Consider the following 18,384-nt stretch of genomic DNA (forward strand, 5'->3'; position numbering starts at 1 on the left):
TTTATATTTATAACGCCGTATCGCTTCCAGGTACCCCTTTGCCTCCGGAACGAAACTCTGGTAATTTCCCTTCCGATTCCGCCAGAAGTTTCATTTGCTCCGGATATCCGTAAGTTCCATGTTCGCTCATATCTAGACCCACTAATTCTTCTTCCTCCGTTACACGGATACCCATCGTAATTTTCATGAGGTACAGAATAATGAATGAGATTACGAGAACGAATGCAAACGTACCGATGAGGCCCAATAACTGAACGCCAAGCTGACCGAAGCCCCCGCCGTAGAACAGACCTTCTTTGCCTACGCCTGTAATTTCAACAAGTCTCGGTGCTGCGAACAAACCGGTGGATACAGCCCCCCACATACCGGCAATACCATGTACGGAGAATGCATATACAGGATCATCAATGCCTTTGCGGTCAAACCACTGTGCCGTAAAGAAGGTAATCGTACCGGCTACTGCACCGATAACAACAGCCGCCCAAGGTTCCACGAATGCACAGGCCCCCGTGATGGCCACAAAAGCAGCAAGAATACCGTTCAGCATGCTAGGAATATCTGCTTTGCCAAGAACCGCCCAAGAGATCAGCAATGCCGCTAGCGCACCTGCCGCAGCCGCGATATTCGTATTTAAAGCCACAAAACCGAAGAAGCCGTCCGTGAGTGCGGAGATGGTGCTGCCTGGATTAAATCCGAACCAACCGATCCAGATGATGAATACGCCGAGCACCGATAATACCTGGTTGTGGCCCGGAATGCTGTTAGGCTTCCCGTCCTTATTATATTTGCCAAGCCGTGGCTTCAGGAGAACGGTAGCCACCAGCGCCGCTGTAGCACCTGTCAAGTGAACGACCGTCGATCCGGCAAAGTCCTGCATACCCAGAGCTCCGAGCCAACCTCCGCCCCATACCCAGTGAGCAACAATCGGATAAATCACGATGGTGAACAGCAATCCAAACACGATATAGACGCTGAGCTTTGCCCGTTCTGCCATACCACCGCAAGCGATGGCCAAGGATACGGCCGCAAAGGATAAGTGGAACAAAAACATAATGGTTGTCGGCACATCGTAAGCGGACAAGGAATCAAAAGAGCCAGCCGCATTGTCGCCACTTAAGAAAAAACCTTCAAATCCGAAAAAACTGTTCCCGTTGCCGAATGCCAGGCCAAACCCTAGTGCCCAGAAGGCAACGATCGAAATGCCGAAGGTCAGGAATGTTTTGCCTGCAACGTGGCCTGCATTCTTCATACGGACAGATCCGGCTTCCAGCAGTGCGAACCCTGCTTGCATGAAGAATACGAGCAATGCTGCCAAGAATACGAACACGGAGTTCAAACCAGCCGTTAATTCAACGTTCGTTGCTCCCCCCTCAGCGGCGAACGCGCTCGCCGGGAATGCAAGCAATGCGATTACTCCCACCATTAAACCTAGCCATCTTTTTCCCATGTTTTACACTCCCCTTAATGTAAACTATTATAACATGACCTTGAATTCATATTGTCATTATAGGAGGGTTAACCAAAATCTGCAACGGTTATTTTCATAAAAAACGAAGTTTGTGTAATATAATCTAACATTAAGTGCATACAGTGCAAATCCTCAAACATCATGTATCGATTATAAAAACTAGGCTTCAAGATTTTTTGTCACAACTATGACGTTTGACTGTATGGTTCAAGATCATGTATCATATTTCTATTAAAATGAAAATATAAATGCATTCATTAATTTCCAATTCAATGAAAGCTTGTGAGGTGATGAATGATGGGGATCACGAGCGGAAACCTTTTCCGAATCGGTGAGCTGGCCAAAGTTGCCGGAATCAGCGAAAGAACCATTGACTATTATACGAAGCTGGGTTTGATCTCCCCTGAAAAACGGACGTTAAAAAACTACCGGTTGTACAGTTCTGAAACCTTAAGCACTCTCGAACGTATTAATCAGTTAAAGCAAGAGAAATATACTCTCGATGAGATTAAGGAAAGACTGGATCGCTGGAAGTCGGTTCCCGATGATTCCGAAATGACGGAGAAACTAACCAAGCTCGAAATACAGATGAAACAGCTGGAACGGGATGTGAAGGAACTCAACCCGCTTCTGAGTGAATTAAAGCCAAGTCAAGCCCGGGAAGTACTCGCTAACATTCTTCCTAAAGGGGCTGCTTGCATCGAGTCGCTACAAATCTTGCTGAACCAGTTCACTTCGATGTAATGGTGAAGAACCAAATAACAACTTTGTATGGGGGTATGATACATGTATTCTGACTGGATGTTTATTCTCATTATTATCGCTTTTATATTCTCGCTATGGGCCCAGTTCCGGGTCAAAGGCACGTTTAACAAATGGGCTAAGGTCGAGAACAGCACCGGCATGACAGGATACGATGCTGCCCGGCATATGCTGGATGCCAACGGACTCCATGATGTGCCGATTGAACCGGTGCCAGGCACACTCTCCGACCACTATGATCCAACCAAACGCGTTGTGCGTTTATCGGAGCCCGTTTATTATGAACGCACGATCTCGGCTGTCTCTGTTGCTTGTCACGAGGTTGGCCATGCGATCCAGCATGCCGAGCACTATCCGATGCTAGTAGCCCGTCACAAAATGTTCCCGGTCGTAAACTTCGCATCGGGTATCGCTCCGTTTCTCTTGATTGCCGGATTCCTGTTCCAAGCCATGAACCTGGTCGGTCTCGGCATCATCTTCTTCTCTTGCGCCGTTGCCTTCCAGCTCGTCACCCTGCCGGTCGAGTTTAACGCAAGTAACCGTGCTCGTCAGCTGATGGTTCAAGAAGGCTATATCGCCAATGACGAAGAACGCGGAGTTGCTAAAGTATTGAACGCCGCGGCCTTGACCTATGTCGCTGCAGCTTTGATCTCTCTGCTCGAGTTGATCCGTTATATCATGATCTTTACGAGCAACCGGGAATAACTCAATAAAAACACAACAACAAAGGGCTTTCCTCTCTACCTGGATCGGTGGAGAAGGAAAGCCCTCTTTTTTATATATGTTATTTTTGATTAATGAAGCCAGGTTAGGGAGTTGATGCGTCAGTCCGCTTTCCCTTCCTTTTTCGGCGACGGATCAATACCAAAATATTGAAGCAGAAACGCACGGAATGCCTGAGCAACCGGTGGCAGCTTCTCGTCCGCGCGGTGGATCAGACCGATAGAACGCGTTACCTTCGGCTCCGAGATCCGGACGCGTGCCGGCTGCAGAGGATTCGTCTGGAATAGGGCCATTTCAGGAAGCAGGCTGACCCCCATACCGGCCGCAACCAGCCCGCGGATCGTATCCGTTTCCTCGCCTTCAAAAGCAATCTTCGGCGTGAACCCTGCTTCAAGACAGGCATGCCACACAATTGGACGCAAGGAGTAGCCTTTGCTGAACAGCACAAAGCGCTCCTCTTTCAACTGCTCCAGCTTGATGGACTGCTCCCCCGCAAGCGGGTGATTCGGCGGCAGGATCGCAAACAGCTCCTCTGTCAAAACGATATCCCCATCCACTTGATCATGACGATCCGGAAACGGCGACACAAATGCCAGATCCACTTCAGCTCCAACCACGTCCCGGATCAGTGTCGGGAACATCCCCTGCTTGAACCGGAACTTCACGTTCGGATATTTCTTCCGGAATTCAGCCACAATGGACGGAATCAAATGGATGCCCAGGCTGTGTGGGAATCCGATGCGGATCTCTCCCTGTTCCGGGTCCAGAAATTCATGTATCTCGACGACCGCACGGTCCAAGTCCTTCATAATGCTCTCCACCCGTTTGCAAAAAAGCTGGCCTACCGGGGTTAACTGCAGATTCCGGCCTTTTTGCATGAACAAATTAACACCAAGCTCTTCTTCCAACTGATGTATTTGACGGCTGACGGCTGACTGAGCCACATGAAGCTCTTCTGCCGCTTGGGTAACGTGTTCCTTTTGCGCAACCTTTACAAAGTATTGCAACTGTCGTAATTCCACGCCTTTTATCGCTCCATTCTTATTCCCTAGAAGACTTGAAGACTTTATCAAATCATCCAATTCTATTATAACAGACCCTCTAAGGTCCGATTATGTTCGACGTTTAAATAATCGAATCATGAGACCGTAGAGGAAAAATCCGCCTACCAATCCGCCGACATGCGCTACAAGGCTGACCCCTGGGGTAAACGAGAACAGTATCCCCAAAATAAGCAGGGTGAACAGCGTCTTGCGAGACGACTCATCAATGACATGCCGCTGGAACAGGGCGATGTACAGATAAGCGCCATAAGCTCCGTAAATGGCTCCTGAGGCGCCTACAAGGAAGGTATAGTCCTCCATGCGCTCATAATAAGCCAATCCGATTACATTACCGAGAACACCGCTGAGCAGATACAGAATGGCAAACTTCCAGCTCCCCATGATTCTCTCCAGCGGGGGAACAAATACCAGCAGTGCGAAGCCGTTGAACAATACATGATCAAACCCGTTATGCAGAAACATCGCCGTAAAGTATCTCCATGCCTGGTCAACGAATTGCGGCAAATCCGATAAAGCCCCATATTTCAGCAGCGTAACCGGATTTCTGGAACCGCCGTCTAAGGATGTGATCACAAACATCACCAGGTTAATGACAAGCAGCAGCGATGTAACGGGATAATAACGCAAATAACTTTTCCAATTTTCATAACGTACGAATATCATAGCATCCTCCTCATCCTAAACCAGGGCAGGGATGCTCCTAGTGGACATACCCTTTTTAAAAAGATTATAATGTACCATGAACCTGATCACCAAACTTTGATATCCAAGGAGGAGATTTCTCATGGCTCAAGAACGTTCAGGAGCTGCCACTTTCAAAGGCAATCCTATTACACTCATCGGTCCACAGCTCAAGGCTGGTGATGCCGCGCCGGATTTTACAGTGAGCAAAAACCTGCTCGAAGACGTATCTCTTAAGGATTATGCCGGTAAAATCAAGCTGATCAGCGTCGTTCCTTCCCTCGACACCGGGGTATGCGATGCACAGACGCGCCGTTTCAATGAAGAAGCTGCTGGTCTGGGCGATGATGTGGTGATCCTTACGATCAGTGCCGACCTTCCGTTCGCTCAAGCCCGTTGGTGCGGAGCTGCAGGCGTTGACCGGGTCATTACGCTCTCCGACTATAAATCGCGTTCTTTCGGTGAAGCGTATGGCGTGCTCATCAAGGAATTCCAACTCGACATGCGTTCGATCTTCGTCGTGGATACTAACGATACCATCACCTATGTTGAATACCTTGGTGAGATGACGGAGCACCCGAATTACGAAGCCGCGATCGATGCAGTAAAATCTTTGCGGTAACACGCCAAAAGCTACATACACTGCACACTTTTAAAAAGCGGGAGAGCAGCTCTCCCGCTTTTTCTTATTCTACTAAGCATCCACTTTATACTTGCTCAGTTTTTTATCCAGAACAGCGTACAGGTTCAAGATAACCCGGTAGTTCGCTCCCAGATCCCCTAGGGAACCGCGGGAAGCCGAATACATATCAACTGCGCTGCGAACCGGACTGATGCCGAGCACGGATACGGTAATGTCCAGTGTACGTCCAAACGAGGTTCTTTTCTCGAGCGTGATCTCTCCCACGGATTTAACCTCATGCAGAACTTTGTAACCCGGAATTTTTTTCAGTGTCGAGGAAACCTCTTCAAAACACTTTTCTTTTGAAAGATTGTAATAACGCGTCTTCAGCTTGGGATCTTTAGCACGGTCGCTTGTGCCGTCATAGCTGCGCACGATACCAATTAGAACTCGTTTTAATGACAAAGACCGTTCCTCCTTTATAAATGACCGTTCCTTTCCATACTCTAGTTTAACATTGTTTATGCTTTCAGCAAACCTTTATATATAGCAAAAAGGCACCTCTTTCACTTCGAATTCGAAATGAAAGAGGTGCCCATTCATTGACTTAACGAAACCCGCCTATGCCGTCCGGTAAACATTGTCTTCGAACCTGCATTAGCAGGTGGGTGACCGCAGAACCGCTTATGAATTCCCCTTGTCATATAGACAGGGCATTTCAGCCACGATTACGTATAGATCTCCCTAGACATCGTCATTGGTTCAAAACAACGGAAAACCGAAACGAACATCGCAGGATGTAGTCTTATTATAGGGGGTTTTGCCGGAAAAGTAAACCTCGCGTACTAAGGTTTCGATCCGTTCTCTCCCTTTTTGGCAGATTCCATGCTCTCCAGAAGAGCTTGTTCGGTTTCGGACTCCTCTTCCTCCGCTTTCTTCATCTTCTCCTGCTGTTCCTGCATTTTGGTGAAGGTGGCATAGAAATTAAAGAATGCGAACAATGCCATCAGGCAGAACAGGAAGAACACGAACAGCACCGGCATCTGCGTGCCGATATACGCCAAGACAGCGCTTCCGATCAAAGTCGAAAATACGCGAAACGGACGAATCAATGTCAGCAGCACCGCATTTTTTAACAGCTGCGTCGTTTTCATCTCATAATGAACGGTCATGGAGAAGAAATTAAACAGGGAGACAAACAGCACGATAAGCAGCACGAGCATCACAATGCCGACAAGCTGGAAACCATCTAGCTGCGTCATATAAACCGTGTAATCCACGTACATAATCACGAACAGCAGCGTATAAAAAATACCGCCGATCATGCTCTGCTTGTAATTTTCCTTATAACCCTTGAAGAACGTTTTAAATACGGACACGTCCGGATTGCCCATTACCCATTTGCGTACAACGGTAAATAAAGCCGCCGTAGCCGGAAACAAAACAAACGGTGATAATATTCCCAGAACCCAGTTCGACAGCAGCTGCTCATTATGCGCATCCGGTGTCTGAACGGCCATTAGGAATTTGGTTAGAACAATAAACAGGAAAGGCGATGTACAAATAACCCACAAGATGTTCGAAAAAGCAATACGGGTAATCCACTCGGTGAGCTTATATAAGCCACCCATGGCTCCTTTCATTTCCAAATCCGTTTCCTCCTCACTCAAATCATGCATGTATCTATTAATATACCTTATTTGGTACATGCATTGCCAGAGCCTAATTTATACGAACCTGGGTGTTTATCCAATCCAGTGCCCCTGTTTCTCCATACGATATCACGTAATCCGTTCAACAAGCTTGAATTTCCAAATTTAAAGAGGAGGGATTATGTATGTCTTGTGAAGGCGGCGGTTACGGCTACGGAAGTAATGTTGGTATTGTCCTGGTTCTGTTCATTCTCCTTGTCATTATTCTCAGCACATTCTACATCTAATGTCTCTTTGAATCATGAAGTGAAACAGATCAGCTTGGTATTGCTCTAAAACTGCGAGTTTAAAGGGGATGCACCCTGGGTGCATCTTCTTTAAACATGAAAAAAGACGAAGCGCGGCTCCACCTGGCGTGGGCAGCTGCTTCGTCTTTTCTGTTTGGTTTCTTCAATCAGAAGAAATTACACGTATATATTATTCGTCTCCGCCCCGGTTAGGACGACGCTCGCCGCCGCTGTAGGAACGAGGTTTACGGTCACCGCTATTGTTGCGGTCACGGTTGTAGCCACCGCCCTCGCGGTTGCCATAACTGCTGCCGCCGCCATCACGGTTGTATCCGCCTTTGGAGTAGCCGCCACGGTTACCACCGCTGCCGCTGCCGCCATCACGGCGATATCCGCCGCCGCTGCTGCGGCCGCCATAGCCACCGCTTGGCTTGCGACCATTGCGGATGTCCGGCTTCCGGCGTTTTGCACGGATCGGATCTTCAGGCGTCAGATGAATATCGGATGCTTCCTTCTTGTCGCCTGTCAGGATTTTCATTGCAGCTGCCAGCAGCTGTACGGAATCGTACTGCTCCAGCAATTGAATCGCAAGACCTTTGTATTCGGTCAATTCACCCTGCTCAATGATTTCAAGCACTCGCTCAGCGATGATACGTTGTTTGCCTTCAATCGCTTCGGCAATCGTTGGCAACGGCTTGCGTGGAATACGATGACGAGTCACACGCTCGATGAAATACAGATGATCCATTTCACGCGGTGTCACGAAAGACCAAGCCGTACCTTCCTTACCCGCACGGCCTGTACGTCCAATACGGTGTACATAACTTTCAGGATCTTGCGGCAAGTCAAAGTTTACAACATGGGTAACGCCGGATACGTCGAGACCGCGTGCTGCCACATCGGTTGCCACGAGGACATCGATGCTTCCGTCGCGGAATTTACGCATAACGGTATCACGTTGGTGCTGGGACAGATCGCCATGAAGACCATCCGCCGAGTACCCGCGTTTTTGCAATGCTTCTGCCAATTCGTCAACACGGCGCTTGGTACGTCCAAAGACGATCGCAAGCTCAGGTGACTCCATATCCAGAAGGCGGCTCAATGCTTCGAATTTTTGACGTTCAGGAACTTCGATATATGCTTGATCAATCAGAGGTGCACTAACGTGCTTAGGAATAACGGATACATGCTCAGGTTCCTTAAGGAACTGGGATGCCAGCTTCTGAATGTTAGCCGGCATAGTTGCGGAGAACAGCAAGGTTTGACGTTCTTCAGGAACAAGCTTCAGGATCGACTGGATGTCTTCCATGAAGCCCATGTCCAGCATTTCATCCGCTTCATCCAATACAACGGTTTGGACATCGTCAAGTCGGATGGTTTTTCTGTTGATGTGGTCAAGTAGACGACCTGGTGTGCCGATAATAATTTGAGGCTTCTTTTTCAAAGCGCGGATCTGACGCCCGATATCCTGTCCGCCATAAATAGCCAAGGAACGGATTCCTTTAAAACGGGACAGTTTACCGATTTCTTCAGCAACCTGGATGGCAAGTTCACGGGTCGGTGTCATAATCAGAGCGACGATACGCTCCTCTTCCTTGGCGATTTTGTGGATAAGAGGAAGGCCGAATGCTGCTGTCTTACCAGTACCCGTCTGTGCTTGTCCAATCATATCCTTGCCGGTCAGAGCAATCGGAATGGATTGGGATTGGATCGGTGTGGCTTCCTCAAAGCCAAGTTCAGTAATTGCTTGCAGCACGCGAGGCTCCAAGCCAAAATCTGCGAAATTTTTCAATAGGTTCATACTCCTTCTATCTGTGGACTTCCACTTTCTTCTCTGTATTCTTAAGTAGTGGTAACGTTTATAGGCTTTCCCGGCCAGCAGGATTTTCTGCACGAGGTGAACCGGTATATTTCTCTTATCACCAGTATGATGACTGGTTAATGTATAATCATCCTGATAAGCTTGCAAAGTTATCAATGTAACGGACTACTCAAGAATATCCAATACATTATATCACAAAACATTTCTGGAATACCAGCAAGCTTAAAGAAGTCATAATAACCGGGAGGTGATTCCTATGTTGAAGCGTCTATGGACCTATTTCTCGATCGTGTTCGGCGGCATCATTATCGCCGGCGGATTTAATTTGTTTCTGATTCCCCATCATCTGCTCAGCGGAGGCGTTTCCGGCGTGGCCCTAATTATCGGCTACTTCACGCCGCTTAATATCAGCGTCATGTATTTTGTGCTCAATATCCCGATTCTTATCACAGGTTGGTTCAAGCTCGGCAAAAGGTTCGTTGGTCTCAGCGTTCTCTCGGTTATTGTGACTACCTTGTTCCTAGAGCTCATTCCGGTCACCCCGGTTGCAACCGACATGCTGCTGTCCTCAGTGTTCGGCGGCGTGCTTGTCGGATTCGGCACCGGCCTCTCCTTTCGGGTTGGCGGTTCCACCGGGGGCTTTGATATTATCGGCTCCCTCGTTACGAAATATCGGGACTTCCCCGTAGGAAGCGTACTCGTGACGCTGAACGCCATCGTCATTATGGCGGTTGCTTATTTGGAAAACGATTGGAACTTGGCCCTTGCCTCCATGGCCTCCATCTATATTGCCGGAAAAATGGTCGATATGCTCCACGTCAGTCATATCAAGGTTACCGTCTTTATTGTAACGAACCAGACGGAAGCTCTGCTGCAGAAGCTGCTTAAGCGCCCACGCGGCATAACCAAGATCAAAACCGAGGGGGCCTTCAGTCATAAAGAAAAGGATATGCTTATGACCGTCACGACGCGATATGAGCTGGCTGAGCTAAAACAGATTATTACAGAGACGGATCCACTGGCCTTTGTTAATATCGTGGAAACCACGGCTGTCATGGGTCAATTCCGCAAGAACTAAATATTTACCACCTGTCAGGGCAAGGTAAATTTGTGGTATAATATTTGTGCGCGGTTCCTACAATATTCATGAGATCTGTTTCCCGGGCATCGCTTTGGCCCAATTTTAATTGTTTTTCCGTTTTACAAAAGAACGTCCTGCCTAACCAATTTGGAAGGAAAGGGTGATTTTTATGGAAATGGAAACGGTAAAATTGTCACAAATCGTCATGAAGTGGTTCCCGGAAATGTTATCGTTCTTTAGACAGAACGAACTAAATTCCATGATCGTTCTTAGGGACGGGCTGAGTATTCTGGAGCAGGAGGACGCTCTTGAAATTATTCAGTTCAGCATTTGCGAGCATCAGAACCAAACGCCGCTTCATTAATTTTTATGCAACACGTGAATATCGCACGACAAGTGCCGTTATTCTCCGGTAAATTTCACCGGTGAGTAACGGCATTTTTTTATGGATAAATGTAAATTCTATAAGCACGTCATTTCCCGCCAGCAGATAAAGCTGCATGTAAACGCTGTCCGCCTTCTTACGGGTAATATATTCCGATGCTTGTCACTCCCCAAGTTCACACGTTGTTCACGACCACCTGCCACAAATGTCGATATTTAGCGTTTAAAACGCCCTTGACCCGTTTAATGAACTAAGTACGCTCACCCGCCGTTTCCAATTTATTGTCGATTGTAACAATCCTGTTCTTTTTGAAGGCATCCGTTCCTTTATAATCATGATGTATATGTACACAAGGGAGAGAGTAATTATGAATATCATCTTGGCTTTATTCATCTTGGCGTCTGCGGGCTTCGGCGGTTCCAGTCCGCAAGATAACAATCTTACCGCCAAACTTCAGGCATCGTTAAATACCGCCGTGATTCAAAGCATGCACCAAAAGAACAATCAAGGTCAGGGCCAATCCGGCATCAAGCCAAACACGACGGAAATCGATCCGCAGATTGATGCTCCCAAAGTCAAAGGCATTTATGTAACGGCTTATAGCGCAGGCGGCTCCAGAATGAATCAGCTCGTGGATCTTATGGACAAGACCGAACTCAATGCCATGGTCATTGACATCAAGGACGATGAAGGATACATAACGTACAAAACCGATAATCCGAAGCTGAAGGAACTCGGTAAATCCCAGCCTTTTATCAAAGACATCAAACAGCTGATGAAGCGGCTGGAGAAACACGATATTTATCCGATCGCCCGAGTTGTCGTGTTCAAGGATACCATTCTTGCCAAGAAAAACCCGGAGCTTTCCTTCCGTAAAGGAGACGGCAGCGTGTGGACCAATGGCGGGGGCGACAGCTTCGTTAACCCGTACAGCAAAGAGGTATGGGATTACAACATCGAGATCGCCAAGGAAGCCGCCAAACTCGGGTTCAAGGAAATCCAGTTTGATTATGTCCGTTTTCCGGAGGGCTTTGAGAAACGCGCCGATTCCCTGAAGTATACCAAAACGGATCAATCGCGCGTGGACGTGGTATCCGATTTTGTGCAGTATGCCCGGGAAGAACTCGCACCGCTTGGCATCCGCGTATCCGTTGACATCTTCGGCTATGCGGCCTCGGTGCCTGCAGCAGAAGGCATCGGGCAGGACTTCGTCAAAATTTCCAAAAACGTCGATATCATCAGTCCGATGGTATACCCAAGCCATTACACGGCAGGCTGGTTCGGCTCCCCCGTACCGGACAAGGCTCCTTACCAGACCATCAAGGGGTCCATGGAAGATACCCACAAGAAGCTCGAAGAGCTGGGAGAGCAGAAGCCGATCATCCGGCCATGGATTCAGGACTTTACCGCGAGCTGGCTCGGAAGCGGTAATTATGCCAAGTACGGCAAAAAGGAAATCGAAGAGCAGATTCGCGCCCTCAAAGATACAAACGTCGATGAATATTTACTCTGGAATGCTTCCAACCGGTATACGGAAGGCGTCACTCATAAATAATTCAATTATCCATTCGCAAAGGGTCGGCCATCAACATGGTCGGCCCTTTCTGCCTTCAAGCAGTTCAGTGAACTCTCTTGACAGCAGATGCTATGATGATGGGTAGGGCTGGATTGCCCCTTAATCTGTCAAATTGACGCACTCCAATTCAACGATTGGTTGAGTTTTGGGTCGCCGCTCAATAAGCCAGTTATTGTCCCCAACCATAGCAGAACCCTACAATATGGTGGCACCGTCCGAAAACTACAATAAGAAAGGCACATCGCACATGCAACCGACTACGACAACACGGGGAAAGCTGAAGCAATTTGCAATCATTCTTATCCCCATCTTAATTACGCAGCTAGCCTTATCGGCCATTAGCTTTTTCGACACCAACATGTCCGGAAAATTCAGCTCAGTCGACCTGGCAGGCGTAGCAATCGCGACAAGCATCTGGATCCCGGTCCAAACCGGCCTTAGCGGAATTCTGATGGGGATCACCCCCATCGTTTCGCAGCTCATTGGCGGGCGACAAGAAAATAATGTCGCTTACCAAGTGAACCAGGCGCTCTGGCTGTCCATCTTACTTGCCATCGTCGTCCTTGCGATCGGGTATGCCGTTGTACCGAGCATTCTCGGAGCTATGAGCCTGGAGCCGGAAGTTCGGCGGATTGCCTCCCAGTTTCTCGCCGCAATCTCGATCGGCATCATTCCGCTGTTCGCTTATACCGTACTGCGCAGTTTTATTGATGCGCTCGGGCAAACTAAAATTTCCATGGTGATCACGCTGATTACCCTGCCGGTGAACGTAGGCCTGAATGCGCTGTTCATTTATGGATTCTGGGGCTTTCCAAGAATGGGGGGCGTGGGCGCCGGCATCGCTTCCGCGATTACATACTGGACCGTGCTCATCATCGCCATCGTGATCATCCATAACAGCCACCCGTTCTCTTCCTTCGGCATCTTCAGGCAGCTTCAGGGAGTTTCATTGAGCGCATGGAAAAGCCTATTAAAAATCGGCGTGCCGATCGGGTTCTCCATCTTTCTGGAGACCGCCGTCTTCGCTGCGGTGACGCTGCTTATGAGCAGCTTTGATACGGCAACGATTGCCGCTCACCAAGCGGCCCTGAATTTCGCTACAACACTGTATATGCTGCCATTAAGCATATGCATGAGTCTCACCATCCTTGTAGGCTTCGAGGCCGGCTCGGGACGAATGAAGGATGCCTGGAAGTACGCGAAACTCGGCATCAGCACAGCGGTTATCCTGTCGCTGATCACGGCTGTCATCCTGTTTATGGCCGGCCGCCAGGTTGCCGGATTATATTCCAACGAGCCTGCCGTCGTGGCGCTGATCCAGCAGTTTCTGCTGTTCGCGATCTTCTTTCAGATCTCGGACGCGATCGCCACGCCGACCCAAGGAGCGCTGCGGGGTTATAAAGACGTGAATGTCGCCTTCATGCTCGCTTTTCTGTCGTTTTGGGTGATTGGTCTGCCCGTAGGTTATGTTCTCGCCAACTACACCGATTGGCAAGCCTTCGGCTACTGGATCGGGTTAATCACGGGCCTTGCCGTCGGCGCTGCCCTGATGCTTATGCGTCTGGTCAAAGTTCAGCGCAAGTTCGCACGCCAGGTACATGCTCCATCCCGATCCGCATCCTAACGTCAGCCGAAGAACCTCTAAGAGACAGACCGTATTCTGCGGGAGTTTTTCTTGCGAAATATCTTTGACAGGCCTCTGAAGTTTCTGCTTTCTTACCGCTACAAAAAGACCGTCTCCATGCAGAATGCGTTCTGCAATGAGAGACGGTCTTTTTACTGACGTGTGCTGATTTTATTGGGACAACCGCAATGCCAAGTCGTAAAGCTCACGGTTAAATTCTTTCTTCGTGTTAACGACCTTGTCAATATCCGTGAGGACCAGCTCGCCCTTGATGATACCGCATCCTTTATCGGATTGGCCGTCAATCAGACTGCGAACCGCAAAATCGCCAAGACGGCTTGCCAGGTTCCGGTCAAACGGAGTTGGAGCTCCACCGCGCTGGATATGTCCGAGCACCGTTACCCGTGCATCGATCGAGGCATGGCACTCTTTAAGATCACATACGATGTCCTCGCCGCGTCCGACGCCTTCCGCTACGATGATGATACTGTGACGCTTGCCTTTTGCGAAATTCTCGCGCAAACGGGTTGCCACTTCATCAAGGTTGTACTCCACTTCCGGCACCAGAATGGTCTCTGCGCCTGAAGCAAGGCCCGCATGGAGCGCAATGTCGCCGCAGTGGCGTCCCATAACCTCTACAACGGAGGAGCGCGCATGGGAAGACATCGTGTCACGCAATTTATTAACGGCGTCTACAACGACGCTCACAGCTGTATCAAAGCCGATTGTATAGTCCGTATAGGAAATATCGTTATCAATCGTGCCCGGAAGGCCCATGGTTTTGATTCCGAGTTTGCTGAGCTTGTTCGCCCCGTGGTAAGAGCCGTCCCCTCCGATAACGACCAAGCCGTCGATGCCGTGCTGATTCAGAATGTCGGCACCCTTCTGCTGTCCTTCCGCCGTCTTGAACTCTTCACAGCGGGCGGAACGAAGGATCGTGCCTCCGCGCTGGATAATATCCCCTACGCTGCGAAGATCCATTTTGACGATGTCGTTCTCCAGAAGTCCTTGGTAACCACGCTGAATTCCATATACTTCAAGACCATAATACAGACCGCTGCGCACAACGGCGCGAAGCGCCGCGTTCATCCCTTGGGAATCGCCACCACTTGTAAGAACTGCAATTTTTTTAACCTCTGCCATGTTTCTTTTCCTCCTTCAATGTCACTCATGCTTATGCTTGCGAATCCATCGGCTGTTGACGTAGAAAAAAATCCGGGTCATCGGACTCTTCTTCATCAAACGCTTGGATACAGAGCGAACCAGTTGCTGCTCGCTGACTTTTGGATCGGATAAATATAACGCCAGTAACCCCTCAATGATCATACGATGAAAAGGGGTCGAGGGAATTGTTCTGACATCTTTCCGGGCCCACTCAACAATGGAAGCTATCCGGTTCAGCATCGTATCGGCATCTTCGTAATAATTACAAAAGTTCAGATCGCCGCCCAGCCTGTCTTCGTCTTGATCAATAAGATAATCCAGCATAATGTGGAGACTGCATACATTCGGAAAATAAGACGCATGAATGGACGAAGCATCCTCGTCATCCAGAAACGGATCGGTTGCAGCCAAGAATAGCATGAACACGCCCAAGGTTGATCCCGTTGCTGCCGCAAACTCGTTCCACCGCAGATGCGGTGTCCGGTGGGCATGCTGGGACCACCATTCAAGCAATGCCGCTTCCCTCTTATCCGGATGGATGTGCTTGTATACCTGCAAATCGGTATACAGCCCAGCCAAATCCCTTATATAGGGCTTTGCCGCTTCATATCCTGATAATTGACCGATACAATCCCGGCATTTCTGCACAAGACGGAGAAGGTAACCTCCATCCTCCCTTTCGGTCCGGAGGGCGTAATAATCGGCCGGCTCAGTCTCAGGCGAAACGGCATCCAGCATCGACTGATGGAGCTGTCTGAAATCCGCTGGGTCCAGCGAAGTACTACGGTCACATAAATTATCGAGATAATCGCTAATTGTCTGGTAAGCTACAATCAATGGAATGAGAATATGCTTCTCCGGCAGATTGGCTGCGGCATACACCGCGCCGCCCTGGCAGTGAAATCTTTTGGTATCTATACTGGCCAGTGCCTGCTTTTGTAGCTCCTCATCCGGAATTTGCTCAGCCTCCCGGCGCCACTTCTCCAATTCGATTCGCACTTCCGGGAGTATGAATTTGTACACCCGGCTCATCAGCCCGACCGGACTGCGCGGAACCTTACGGCTTAGCTCTTGATTATTCAATGAACTCTGCCTCCACATGGTTGTCTTTTTATACCTATCCAAATCAAACCTATTATAATATGATCGTTCATTTTGCACAAATAACACAAATCATTGACGACCTATGGCAGTAAACGCATCTTATAATCCATCTATCTCCATTCTGCGATATGTTATATACTAGTCGGAGCTGAATAACAGACCATGAACCTCACGAATAACGTTAGCTACGCCGGGTTCGTGAAAAGAACGGAGATCCCCAGCATGAAACTTCCCGCTACGCCCAGACCGGATCAGAACTGGCTGCGCGCCTTTATGTTTACGATATTTGGCACGACAGCCCTTGTCATTTCCTATTTTCCGCTATATTTCAAAGAAATCGGCTTCAGCAGCACGCAGATCGGTTATCTGTATGCCATCGGCCCGCTTATATCCATGTTCTCCAATATGATTTGGAGTTACACCAGTGACAAATACCGGACCATCAAACGCATCATGAACATTCTCATTATCGGACAGCTTGTCACGATGCTTGTTTTATGGCAGGTTGCAAGCTTCGGCGTAGTATTAATCACAATCAGTTTATTTTATTTTTTCTACTACCCGGTCTATCCCCTGGCGGATACGATGGCCATCCAAACGGCACAGAGGTACGGACGCAGCTTTACCGTTATTCGCGTATTCGGCTCACTCGGCTACGCGTTCTTCGCGCTTGCCATCGGATATGCCATCAGTGCCGCGGGTGCGTCGGCCACATTGGCTATCGGCATCGGCATCGGCGTATTCACGCTGCTCTGCTCGTTTCTTCTCCGCGACGGAGTTGCTGCCAAGTCGGAGCCTGTCGAGCTGGCAGCCCTTCTCAAAATATTGCGTTCCAAAGAAATATTGTGGTTCTTCGGCTGCACCTTCTGTCTTGCCATCGCCCACCGGATGAATGAAGCCTTTCTTACGCTTACCTTATCCGAGCTGGGAGCGGGTGAAGGACTCATCGGCTGGTCCTTGATGGTCTCGGCTGCCAGCGAGATCCCGATTTTCTTCCTCTTGAGCAAGTATGGCGACAAGATGAAGGAGCTGCCTCTGCTGACTTTTGCAAGCCTGATGTTCGCGCTCCGTTTTCTGCTCATGGCCCTTGCGGCTGACCCGTTGTCCGTGCTTGCGGTTCAATCGCTTCACAGCATTACCTTCGGCGTGTTCTATGTAACCGCGGTGCGCTATATTACAAGGATCATTCCTTGGCAGTACCGCGCGACCGGCATGGCTCTATTCATTATCTTCTGGTCAAGCGTTTCAGGACTTCTCAGCGGAGCCTTCGGCGGTCTGCTGTTCGAGGCGGCGGGAAGACCGGCCTTTTACCAGCTCGCAGCCCTCCTGGCCTTTATCGCCGGTCTCGGTTTTCTTTACCGGCACCTTTTTGCCAAGCCGGAGGATATGAATGTCGGCGGAATCAGCGCTTGACCCATTGAAATACAAAAAAGCACAGTTCTCTTAACCGAGAACTGTGCTTCATGCCTTGGTAATTCTATAAGATCTCCGTATTGGGAGCTAACTTACAGTTTTGTTACGTTGGCTGCTTGAGGACCACGGTTACCTTCAGTGATGTCGAACTCAACCGCTTGACCTTCTTCCAAACTCTTGAAGCCTTCTTCTTGAATTGCGGAGAAGTGTACGAATACATCCTCGCCACCTTCAACGGAAATGAAGCCGTAACCTTTTTCTGCGTTAAACCATTTAACTGTACCTTTCAAATGAACAACCTCCTAAAAATACCGCCATCTATGGCGAATATCCATATTATATCCCATGTTTTCTGACAATGCAATCCGTCAATTCGCCCTAAGGGGCTTTTTTTGAGCCACTATTTAACAGAAGATTATTTGCTTTTACGCCCGCCTGTGCGTTATCATTTACCCAAAAGCCTAAGTAGCAAACGGAGAATGCATATGATCAAAAAACATGAAATATACAAAAAAGACAAGTGGAACATGATGACGGTTGAAGTTCAGGGCCGATACATCGTTCTCCGCGAAATTTCTGACCAGTGGGGTGAAGAGACCCATACCTTTCTGAGTCGTCCAGCCTTGATGCACTGGGCTCAAAACCGTTTTCCCAAAGCAGATTTTGAAGGCCGGGAAGATGAGTGGAGAGAAATGATGGCTGCTTTTAAGCAGGTGTAACGAATGGATTATACGAATATTGTCATCTTCATTATTCTCGCGTTCAGTCTTGGTGCCATCATGATCATGTACCGGGATAAGATACCGCCGGGACTGAGGAAGGGGATGGCCCTGATTGCCGTCGCCTTCATCTTGTTTGCCTTTTACCTTATTGTATACAGTTTCTTGAATCTGGGTTCCTCGTAAATTTATAGGATGAAAGTGGCGGGTACGCGGCATACTATCGCTCGGATGCTT

The 18,384-nt window shown here is 48.8% G+C and carries 20 protein-coding genes and 1 other RNA gene; 11 read left to right on the forward strand and 10 right to left on the reverse strand.

The annotated features are described in order from the left end of the window. Positions 1 to 7: 7 nt before the first annotated feature. On the reverse strand, positions 8 to 1,447 hold the full coding sequence (locus tag BJP58_RS10565) for an ammonium transporter (RefSeq protein WP_194543884.1): 1,440 nt from the start codon (positions 1,445 to 1,447) through the stop codon (positions 8 to 10). Positions 1,448 to 1,762: 315 nt separating this feature from the next. Between BJP58_RS10565 and BJP58_RS10570 the strand changes: the two genes are divergently transcribed. Both BJP58_RS10570 and BJP58_RS10575 read left to right on the forward strand, forming a co-directional pair. After that, entirely contained in the window at positions 1,763 to 2,212 is a 450-nt protein-coding gene (locus BJP58_RS10570; protein WP_071223103.1) for a MerR family transcriptional regulator, read from the forward strand. 42 nt (positions 2,213 to 2,254) lie between these two features. Continuing rightward, positions 2,255 to 2,935, forward strand: coding sequence for a zinc metallopeptidase (locus BJP58_RS10575; protein ID WP_009594846.1), 681 nt, complete (start codon positions 2,255 to 2,257; stop codon positions 2,933 to 2,935). A gap of 119 nt (positions 2,936 to 3,054) precedes the next feature. Here BJP58_RS10575 and BJP58_RS10580 read toward each other — a convergent pair whose 3' ends face one another. Continuing rightward, on the reverse strand, positions 3,055 to 3,975 hold the full coding sequence (locus tag BJP58_RS10580) for a glutamate biosynthesis transcriptional regulator GltC (protein WP_071223104.1): 921 nt from the start codon (positions 3,973 to 3,975) through the stop codon (positions 3,055 to 3,057). A gap of 90 nt (positions 3,976 to 4,065) precedes the next feature. Then, positions 4,066 to 4,680 carry a rhomboid family intramembrane serine protease gene (locus BJP58_RS10585; protein ID WP_194543885.1) on the reverse strand — a complete coding sequence of 205 codons (615 nt, stop codon included), beginning with the start codon at positions 4,678 to 4,680 and terminating at the stop codon, positions 4,066 to 4,068. 121 nt (positions 4,681 to 4,801) lie between these two features. On the opposite strand from BJP58_RS10585, the gene tpx reads away from it, so the two are divergent. Beyond that, entirely contained in the window at positions 4,802 to 5,320 is a 519-nt protein-coding gene (gene tpx / locus BJP58_RS10590; protein WP_071223106.1) for a thiol peroxidase, read from the forward strand. Positions 5,321 to 5,392: 72 nt separating this feature from the next. On the opposite strand, the gene BJP58_RS10595 is transcribed toward tpx, so the two are convergent. From BJP58_RS10595 to BJP58_RS10605, 3 genes are all read right to left on the reverse strand, one after another. Further along, positions 5,393 to 5,785 carry a DUF1499 domain-containing protein gene (locus BJP58_RS10595; RefSeq protein WP_006211699.1) on the reverse strand — a complete coding sequence of 131 codons (393 nt, stop codon included), beginning with the start codon at positions 5,783 to 5,785 and terminating at the stop codon, positions 5,393 to 5,395. Between the two features lie 145 nt (positions 5,786 to 5,930). Beyond that, a non-coding RNA gene (gene ssrS / locus BJP58_RS10600) (6S RNA) lies at positions 5,931 to 6,122 on the reverse strand. Between the two features lie 43 nt (positions 6,123 to 6,165). Continuing rightward, the gene (locus BJP58_RS10605; RefSeq protein WP_113060342.1) at positions 6,166 to 6,969 is read right to left on the reverse strand and encodes a YesL family protein; all 804 of its coding nucleotides are present in this window, start codon (positions 6,967 to 6,969) and stop codon (positions 6,166 to 6,168) included. A 188-nt stretch (positions 6,970 to 7,157) separates the two neighbouring features. On the opposite strand from BJP58_RS10605, the gene BJP58_RS10610 reads away from it, so the two are divergent. After that, the gene (locus tag BJP58_RS10610; RefSeq protein WP_194543886.1) at positions 7,158 to 7,259 is read left to right on the forward strand and encodes a sporulation protein YjcZ; all 102 of its coding nucleotides are present in this window, start codon (positions 7,158 to 7,160) and stop codon (positions 7,257 to 7,259) included. Between the two features lie 190 nt (positions 7,260 to 7,449). Here the strand turns inward: BJP58_RS10610 and BJP58_RS10615 are convergent, their stop codons facing one another. Further along, positions 7,450 to 9,051: a degradosome RNA helicase CshA gene (locus tag BJP58_RS10615; protein ID WP_194543887.1), complete on the reverse strand. Its 1,602-nt coding sequence runs from the start codon at positions 9,049 to 9,051 to the stop codon at positions 7,450 to 7,452. Between the two features lie 286 nt (positions 9,052 to 9,337). Between BJP58_RS10615 and BJP58_RS10620 the strand changes: the two genes are divergently transcribed. The 4 genes from BJP58_RS10620 (at position 9,338) to BJP58_RS10635 (ending at position 13,747) form a co-directional block, all read left to right on the forward strand. After that, positions 9,338 to 10,159: a YitT family protein gene (locus tag BJP58_RS10620; protein WP_194543888.1), complete on the forward strand. Its 822-nt coding sequence runs from the start codon at positions 9,338 to 9,340 to the stop codon at positions 10,157 to 10,159. A 172-nt stretch (positions 10,160 to 10,331) separates the two neighbouring features. Continuing rightward, positions 10,332 to 10,526: a hypothetical protein gene (locus BJP58_RS10625; RefSeq protein ID WP_071223110.1), complete on the forward strand. Its 195-nt coding sequence runs from the start codon at positions 10,332 to 10,334 to the stop codon at positions 10,524 to 10,526. Positions 10,527 to 10,914: 388 nt separating this feature from the next. After that, positions 10,915 to 12,102 (forward strand): putative glycoside hydrolase, encoded by a 1,188-nt coding sequence (locus BJP58_RS10630; RefSeq protein ID WP_194543889.1) that lies wholly within the window; start codon positions 10,915 to 10,917, stop codon positions 12,100 to 12,102. A gap of 268 nt (positions 12,103 to 12,370) precedes the next feature. Beyond that, positions 12,371 to 13,747 carry an MATE family efflux transporter gene (locus BJP58_RS10635; protein ID WP_194543890.1) on the forward strand — a complete coding sequence of 459 codons (1,377 nt, stop codon included), beginning with the start codon at positions 12,371 to 12,373 and terminating at the stop codon, positions 13,745 to 13,747. Between the two features lie 171 nt (positions 13,748 to 13,918). Here the strand turns inward: BJP58_RS10635 and pfkA are convergent, their stop codons facing one another. Further along, positions 13,919 to 14,890, reverse strand: a complete 972-nt coding sequence (gene pfkA / locus BJP58_RS10640) for a 6-phosphofructokinase (RefSeq protein WP_113060346.1) — start codon at positions 14,888 to 14,890, stop codon at positions 13,919 to 13,921. A 21-nt stretch (positions 14,891 to 14,911) separates the two neighbouring features. Then, positions 14,912 to 15,994: a tetraprenyl-beta-curcumene synthase family protein gene (locus BJP58_RS10645; RefSeq protein ID WP_233355033.1), complete on the reverse strand. Its 1,083-nt coding sequence runs from the start codon at positions 15,992 to 15,994 to the stop codon at positions 14,912 to 14,914. A 243-nt stretch (positions 15,995 to 16,237) separates the two neighbouring features. Between BJP58_RS10645 and BJP58_RS10650 the strand changes: the two genes are divergently transcribed. Then, positions 16,238 to 17,428, forward strand: a complete 1,191-nt coding sequence (locus BJP58_RS10650; protein ID WP_194543891.1) for an MFS transporter — start codon at positions 16,238 to 16,240, stop codon at positions 17,426 to 17,428. 92 nt (positions 17,429 to 17,520) lie between these two features. Here the strand turns inward: BJP58_RS10650 and BJP58_RS10655 are convergent, their stop codons facing one another. Beyond that, positions 17,521 to 17,718, reverse strand: a complete 198-nt coding sequence (locus tag BJP58_RS10655) for a cold shock domain-containing protein (RefSeq protein ID WP_006211711.1) — start codon at positions 17,716 to 17,718, stop codon at positions 17,521 to 17,523. A gap of 195 nt (positions 17,719 to 17,913) precedes the next feature. Between BJP58_RS10655 and BJP58_RS10660 the strand changes: the two genes are divergently transcribed. Continuing rightward, positions 17,914 to 18,147: a hypothetical protein gene (locus BJP58_RS10660; RefSeq protein ID WP_071223114.1), complete on the forward strand. Its 234-nt coding sequence runs from the start codon at positions 17,914 to 17,916 to the stop codon at positions 18,145 to 18,147. 3 nt (positions 18,148 to 18,150) lie between these two features. Next, positions 18,151 to 18,333, forward strand: a complete 183-nt coding sequence (locus tag BJP58_RS10665) for a hypothetical protein (protein WP_071223115.1) — start codon at positions 18,151 to 18,153, stop codon at positions 18,331 to 18,333. The last annotated feature ends 51 nt before the right edge of the window (positions 18,334 to 18,384 follow it).

This window comes from Paenibacillus sp. JZ16 (genome assembly GCF_015326965.1).
Taxonomy (GTDB): Bacteria; Bacillota; Bacilli; order Paenibacillales; family Paenibacillaceae; genus Paenibacillus_AQ.